The 6,247-nt window shown below is 61.5% G+C and carries 6 protein-coding genes and 4 pseudogenes; 4 read left to right on the forward strand and 6 right to left on the reverse strand.

Annotation, left to right across the window (positions count from 1 at the left end; all coding sequences use genetic code 11):
* Positions 1-328, reverse strand: a 328-nt coding sequence (locus M3461_12925) for a fatty acid desaturase (GenBank protein ID MDQ3775183.1), incomplete at its 3' end; no start/stop codon positions are given.
* A 542-nt stretch (positions 329-870) separates the two neighbouring features.
* Between M3461_12925 and M3461_12930 the strand changes: the two are divergent.
* The 4 genes and pseudogenes from M3461_12930 (at position 871) to M3461_12945 (ending at position 2,641) form a co-directional block, all read left to right on the forward strand.
* Positions 871-1,124 (forward strand): annotated as a pseudogene (locus M3461_12930) (ATP-dependent helicase).
* 329 nt (positions 1,125-1,453) lie between these two features.
* Positions 1,454-1,660: pseudogene (locus M3461_12935) on the forward strand (CsbD family protein).
* Positions 1,661-1,789: 129 nt separating this feature from the next.
* Positions 1,790-1,888, forward strand: a complete 99-nt coding sequence (locus tag M3461_12940) for a hypothetical protein (protein MDQ3775184.1) — start codon at positions 1,790-1,792, stop codon at positions 1,886-1,888.
* Positions 1,889-2,482: 594 nt separating this feature from the next.
* Positions 2,483-2,641 (forward strand): DUF3309 domain-containing protein, encoded by a 159-nt coding sequence (locus M3461_12945; protein MDQ3775185.1) that lies wholly within the window; start codon positions 2,483-2,485, stop codon positions 2,639-2,641.
* 766 nt (positions 2,642-3,407) lie between these two features.
* Here M3461_12945 and M3461_12950 read toward each other — a convergent pair.
* The 5 genes and pseudogenes from M3461_12950 to M3461_12970 form a co-directional block, all read right to left on the reverse strand.
* Positions 3,408-3,637, reverse strand: a pseudogene (locus tag M3461_12950) (NAD(P)-dependent oxidoreductase).
* Positions 3,638-3,781: 144 nt separating this feature from the next.
* Positions 3,782-4,862: pseudogene (locus M3461_12955) on the reverse strand (alkene reductase).
* Positions 4,863-4,974: 112 nt separating this feature from the next.
* Positions 4,975-5,655, reverse strand: a complete 681-nt coding sequence (locus tag M3461_12960; protein ID MDQ3775186.1) for an NAD-dependent epimerase/dehydratase family protein — start codon at positions 5,653-5,655, stop codon at positions 4,975-4,977.
* Between the two features lie 2 nt (positions 5,656-5,657).
* Complete coding sequence (locus tag M3461_12965) at positions 5,658-6,026, reverse strand: OsmC family protein (GenBank protein MDQ3775187.1); 369 nt, start codon at positions 6,024-6,026, stop codon at positions 5,658-5,660.
* Between the two features lie 103 nt (positions 6,027-6,129).
* On the reverse strand, positions 6,130-6,247 hold a 118-nt coding region (locus M3461_12970; GenBank protein ID MDQ3775188.1), incomplete at its 5' end, for a type 1 glutamine amidotransferase domain-containing protein.

The raw sequence follows: 6,247 nt of genomic DNA on the forward strand, positions 1-6,247 counted from the left end.
CCGTATCCTTTGCCTGCCGATGATATAAAAACGCGCCCTGCCACAGGACCTTGTTGAGACCCAGCACCTGGGGGCTGTGGGGATCCTCCCTGGTCTCGCACTTGGCATGGTGCTTCCGATGGACGGCCACCCACTCTTTCGTGTTCATGGCCGTTGTCAACCAGAGCCAAAAGCGGAAGAAATGACTGGCCATCGGGTGTAGTTCGAGGGCTCTATGGGCCTGGTGGCGATGAAGGAAGATGGTCACGCTGGCAATGGTGACATGAGTCAGAAGCAAGGCCGCTATGATGTAGCCCCACAGTGACAGATCCAATAATCCGTGTAGCATAGGAGTGATAACCTCTCTGTGTTCGTCGATCTTAACCGCCTGTCCCGGCGCTCACGCAACGCTTCATGATATGTGCCGCAATGGTTTCATCGTATGAGCAATACGATGTTGGTTCGGTGCCTGCTGCGGGTAACCAGGACTTGAAGATAGCGGTAACTGACTTCATGGTCTGTACGCTATCGCACATAACGGGGGCCTCGGCGAGCGTGGTTTGATCCGGCACCCCGAGGCCGAAGAGCAGGTGCGGTACCGACGATGGACGCCGCGCCCAGGATGGCGTACACGCCCCGGTTGGCCGGCCGCGCGGATCTCGCGCCGGATATCACGAAAACGCCTGCGCCGGACTTCGCCTACTGGCGCTAGCTAGGTAGGCAGCCGCTACGTCACCGGCGTCTGCACCCGGCCCGATGTCGAGAAATGCCGCCGAGCATCTCGGCCGTCAGGTACTCGGCCCCCGGCATCATCGGGGCCGCCGAGGCGAGCGCCTCGAGGTTTTCCTCCGACGGCCGGCCTTCTCGGCCGAGCAGGCCAAGTCCGGTGCCACGGTCGAGGAATTCCTCAAGCGCCTGCACCCGGCCTGGAACGTCGTTGGGCAGGTGCGCTACCACCTCGCCGAGAACCGCAAGGACGAAGAGGCGCCCTTCGCTTTCGTCGCCACCTACACGAGCTGGCTCTCGGCGCACGGCCAGGCCCAGCACCAGCCCCTGGGCCAGGTGCTCCGCGAGTACGCGGGCCAGGCCAACAAGGAGCGCTCCTCGCGCTCCTCTTGCCGGTCCAGCGCGCCGCGGAACGCTGCCCTGGCTCAAGCAGATGGCGAGGGGGGTGGCCCTGGAACGTTGGATGGGAGAACGGGTGGGGGTCCGGCAGCTCGTGCGCGCGAGTCGGGACACGTAGCGATGTGGGGCCGAGCGGCTCCCCGGAATGCCGGGCGCCGCCGTGATCGACCCGACCTGCTGGACCAGGCCAGGAACGGGGACCTCAGGTTTCATGTCGAGGCCAGTTTCCTTCTGTATGTGGGCTAGCGTACAGACACCTCTCTTTCGGTCCTGTAGCTTACACCACTTGGAGTGCCCCGGTTGAGCCGGGGCGCGACCACAACCAACCATTTTGAACGGGAGGACGGACATGAACTGGGATCAAGTCAAAGGTAATTGGAAGCAGCTGAAGGGCAAGGCCTAGCAAGTGTGGGGTGACTTTACCGATGATGAGCTCGACGTCATCGAAGGGAAGCGCGAGGAGCTCGTCGGCCGGCTGCAGAGCAAGTATGGCTATACGAAGGAAAAGGCCGAGGAGGAGGCAGACAGACTGGGTCCAAAAGCTGTGATTGGGTAAGCCTCCTAGGAGGCGTCAAGCTCGAGTGCTCTCCGAGGCCGTCGGTGCGGCCTTCGGAGACCCTTAGGGCGCTCCAGGACCCCACAGGTGAGCGGGCCCGGGATCAATGTGGACCCCTTCAAGGGAACGGTGCAGCTCAGCGGGTTTGCGAATAGCTCAGCGGAATTGCGACGTGCCGAGGCCGTGGCCGGTGTCGAGGCGGTGAGAAGCGATATTGGCCTTAAATAAAGGTCATCGACATTCAAGTGCTTGTATAACTGGAGCGGATCGATTCGTCCCGTCGGGCTACGGTATTCCCGAGCGAGTAGGCGCGATTCGAGAAGCGGTATTTGACCAGGAGGTAGGTAATGGCTATGACAACAGGTGAGACGTATCGTTGTACGAACCCGAATTGCGGGTGCGAAATGAAGGTCACGCAGAGCTCGAAGGCAGGCGGGGGCGGTGAGGCGCCTCCGCGCTGTTGTTGCGGCACAGAGATGAAAAAGGCCTCATAGAGGAGGAGATCATGACGATAGGCATTGGATAGACGATAGGCATTGGATACTGGAGACGCCTCTGGCAAGGGCTCCGCTCGATGAAGCACCCCACGCCGATGAAGTTACAGGAAGGGAAGATCGGTTATATCCTGTTGTGGCTCCTGGGTGTGCCCATCCCGATCCTGCTCGTCATCTTCCTCCTGCGCGGCTGCGATTGATCAAGGGGGGCAGACGTGGCGACAGGAGTAGCGCTGAGGCAATGGATTGCCGAGCCTGTCCCAGATAGAGATCGTTGTACAGTGTTGATGATCAAACAGAGACGAGTGATTGAGTGAGGAGAAAGGTGATGGAATTAGGAACGATACTGCTAATCGTGTTGATCGTGCTCTTAATCGGCGCCGTGCCAACCTGGCCGCATAGCAGCGGATGGGGGTATGGCCCAAGCGGAATATTGGGCACGGTGTTGCTCATCGTGCTCATCTTACTTCTTTTGGGCAGGATCTAGCGCCAGCGGGGCTCGAGCGGCGCCGCTCGAGCTCACTCCGGCCTAAGCCCCTTCCCGCTCAGCGCTCACGTTGCGGGGCTCTTATGCCGCATTACCACTATCTGATCGTCGGGGGTGGGATGACCGCCGACGCCGTGATCCGCGGGATCCGTGGGGCCGACAGCGATGGCTCAATCGGGCTCGCCGGTGCGGAGACCGAGCGGCCCTACAACCGCTCCCCGCTCAGCAAGGGCCTATGGAAGGGCAAAGCGATGGACAGCATCTGGCGCGGCACCGACGCCACCGACGCGGCGCTGCACGTGGGGCGCACGGTCGTGCAATCTGGATCCTCCGAACCGAAGGGTGGTCGACAAATAATAACCTGGACTAACAGGTCCTTCGGGAAAGGCGCTCTATGGAGAAAACGGTGCAGAAACTGGGAACAATTTATGGCACGTTTAACATCCGCCTGCGATAGCTTGTTCGTTCAATGGCGAAGGCTTTTTATATTTAGTGGCGATTCTGGAGCCGCGCCACTCGCCAAACGAGCCGCGCCTTCATTTCAACACTACGGCAATACACGCGCACGAATGTGACCTTAAATAAGGAGGCCTTCCCAATGAACGTACCTATCGTAAATGGCGACGACGGCCTCGGCCATCCGATAGATGTGCCCGTACATGCTATAGAACACCACCTGTATCTTGTTTGCCATGGAAGTTCTCCCCCGATAGTCAGTCGAATGTCGATCAGCGGCTGGTGATCCTCGGCCCGCAAAAGCGCCGCGTCAATACGCCACGGTGAACCGCTGGCGGATCTGATGGGGCTGGAAGCTCGTCAATCATCGCCACCGCGTAATCCTCCACCGAAATCCGGCTTTCGCCCTGGGCGTCGGTGACCAGCCGGTCCGACCCCCGTGCGGTACTTGCCGGTGCGCTCGCCAGGCGCAATCAGCGCGGCGGGGCTCAAGTAGGTCCAGTCGAGATCGGCCGTGCGGCAAGTGCTTCTCCAGCGATACGGCGGCCGATCATGCCGCCCGCCCCGAACAGTGGGATTTTCATGGTGACCTCCTGATGCGCAAATGATCAACAGCCCAAAACCGGAGTCTGTCCATGCTTCCTCAAACAAAGTCATCACTCTGTTCCAACTATCTTCCAAACTTTATCGCCATCGGTCATCCACGCATGGTTTCGGCTGCTCGCCCCGTTCCTGGGCGAGGGTCGGGTAGTCGGTATACCCTTTGGCACCGCCACCATAGTAGGTGGACGGATCGTCGGCATTGAGGGAGGCGCGCGAGCGAAACCGCTCCGGCAGGTCCGGATTGGCTATAAACTTGCGCCCGAAGGCGATCACATCCGCCTTGCCCTGCTCGAGCCAGGCCTCGGCGGTGTCCCGGTCGAAGCCACCGGCCAGGACGAGCGTGCCGCGGTATTTTTCACGGAGGAGATCGAGCATCCGAGTCGCTCGCGGATCGGGCTCGGTCCCTTGCTCGATCGCGGCGACGGCCGGGTTGACGAGGTGCAGGTAAGCGAGCCGGTAGTCGCTGAGCTTCTTCGCGATGTAGCTAAAGGTCGTTTCCGGGTCGTCGTCGCTTATGTCGTTGAAGGTGCCGAGGGGCGATAGCCTTACGCCGACGCGGTCCGCGTCCCAGACCCCGCTGACCGCCTCGACCACTTCTATCAGCAGCCGCGCCCGGTTCTCGATGGCGCCGCCATAGCGATCGGCGCGCTGGTTAGTGCTGGCGTTGATGAATTGGTCGAGCAGATAGCCGTTGGCAGCGTGGATCTCGACGCCGTCGAAGCCGGCGCTCGACGCATTTTTCGCCCCGCGCACGTACTGTCGGAGGATGTAAGGCATCTCCTCGATCTGCAAGGCCCGCGGGGGTCACGAAGGGGACCAGCTCGCTCTCGCCCTTGTCGTTCTCGATAAACGCTTGGCCCGCTGGCTTGATGGCCGAGGGCGCGACCGGGAGCATGCCGTCGGGCTGCAAGCAAGGATGGGAGACGCGCCCGACGTGCCAGAGCTGCAGGAAGATCAGACCGCCGGCCTGGTGCACCGCGTGGGTTGCCTCGCTAACGATGAGAGCGGCCGAAGCTCGTTGCGCGTAGTAGCAGGCGTTGAGAGGAGAGGGAACATTGCCCGGCTGGCGGGCACGCGAGCGCGTGAGCGGTGCCATGACCATGCGGTGGGGCAGGTGGTAGCACCCCAGCTCGACGGGATGAAACCGCCGTTCCGCGGGCATGTGCCGCGCAGTGACGGCCGGCGCGATGGCTGGCGTGGACATGACGCTCTCCTCTCTCCTCCGATCAGAATGAGCGGTTCGACGGTCTTGTCAATCTAAAAGCCGACATTCGTTAGCTCCTGGTTGCAGCGAGCCCCCGGATCCGGTCCGACTCGTACACGTGGACCCCGCGGGCGGCGTCCTTGGCGATGCGGATCATCGCCGCCGCGACTGCCCGCGCCGCGATCGGTCGGTACCTGCCGAGCGGGCCGACGAACATGAACCCGAGCGCCTGTCCCGCGAGGATCGCGAGCCGCTCTCCGGGCCGGCTCTCCCGGCGCTCGCCGAGGAGCAGCGAGGGCCGGAAGATGTGCACGCCATCGAACGGCAGCTCCCGAACCGCTTCCTCCACCTCGCCCTTCACCCGGTTGTAGAACACCCTCGATCGGCTATTCGCGCCCAGTGCGCTCACCAGGAGGAACTGGCCGGCGCGGTGCCGGGAGGCGAGCTGCGCGAGCTCATGGACGTAAGTGAAGTCCACCCTGCGGAACGCCGCCTCTGAGCCCGCGCGCTTCATGGTGGTGCCCAGACAGCAGAAGACATCGTCGACCCTCGGGACGTCACCGAGCTCCGCGAGCCGGTCGAAGTCCACCACCCGCTGCACCAACTTGCGGTGCGTGGTTCCGATCTCCCGCCGGCCAAGCACGGCCACCTGCTCCCAGGCGTCGTCTTGGAGCAGCAGATCGAGGCAGTGACCGCCCACGAGCCCGGTCGCGCCGGCGAGGAGCGCGGTGCGTCTGCTCGGTGTGACCATGCTTACGCTTCGAGCTTAGCGTCCATCGTGATTTTCGCATTCAGGACCTTCGAGACCGGACACCCTGCCTTGGCATTATTCGCCGCCGTCTCAAATGCCTGCTGATCAGCTCCCGGTATTTTCGCCGTCACTTCCAGATGGACAGCCGTAATGGTGAATCCCTCCTCCGTCTTATCCAGAGTCACACTGGCCGTGGTGTGGATACTTTCGGCTGTCATGCCGGCATCTCCCAACTGACCAGAGAGGGCCATCGAGAAACAGCCCGCATGCGCGGCGGCAATCAACTCTTCCGGATTGGTGCCTATCCCCTGCTCGAAGCGGGTGCTGAAGGAGTACTGAGTGTCTGACAAAATACCACTATCGGTCGAAATTGTGCCTTTCCCGTCCCTGAGACCACCCTTCCATACTGCTTAAGCTTTACGTTTCATTATTCCTCCTGCTATCAATCGTTACTTCGTGAAAAAGCAATAGCCATTACATCGGCGAACCAGCGCTCAGTTGTTGCAAGACCGCTTTCGCTCCGGAGTCGGACGACGCGGGATTCTGACCTGTAATCAAGTTGCCATCGGTCACAGTATAGGGCTTCCAGTCC

The organism is Pseudomonadota bacterium (genome assembly GCA_030860485.1).
Taxonomy (GTDB): Bacteria; Pseudomonadota; Gammaproteobacteria; order JACCXJ01; family JACCXJ01; genus JACCXJ01.

Excerpts from the sequence above, each read along its gene's own strand:
- M3461_12945 (MDQ3775185.1), top strand. The coding sequence starts at position 2,483 with ATGGAATTAGGAACGATACTGCTAATCGTGTTGATCGTGCTCTTAATC.
- M3461_12960 (MDQ3775186.1), bottom strand. The coding sequence starts at position 5,655 with ATGGTCACACCGAGCAGACGCACCGCGCTCCTCGCCGGCGCGACCGGG.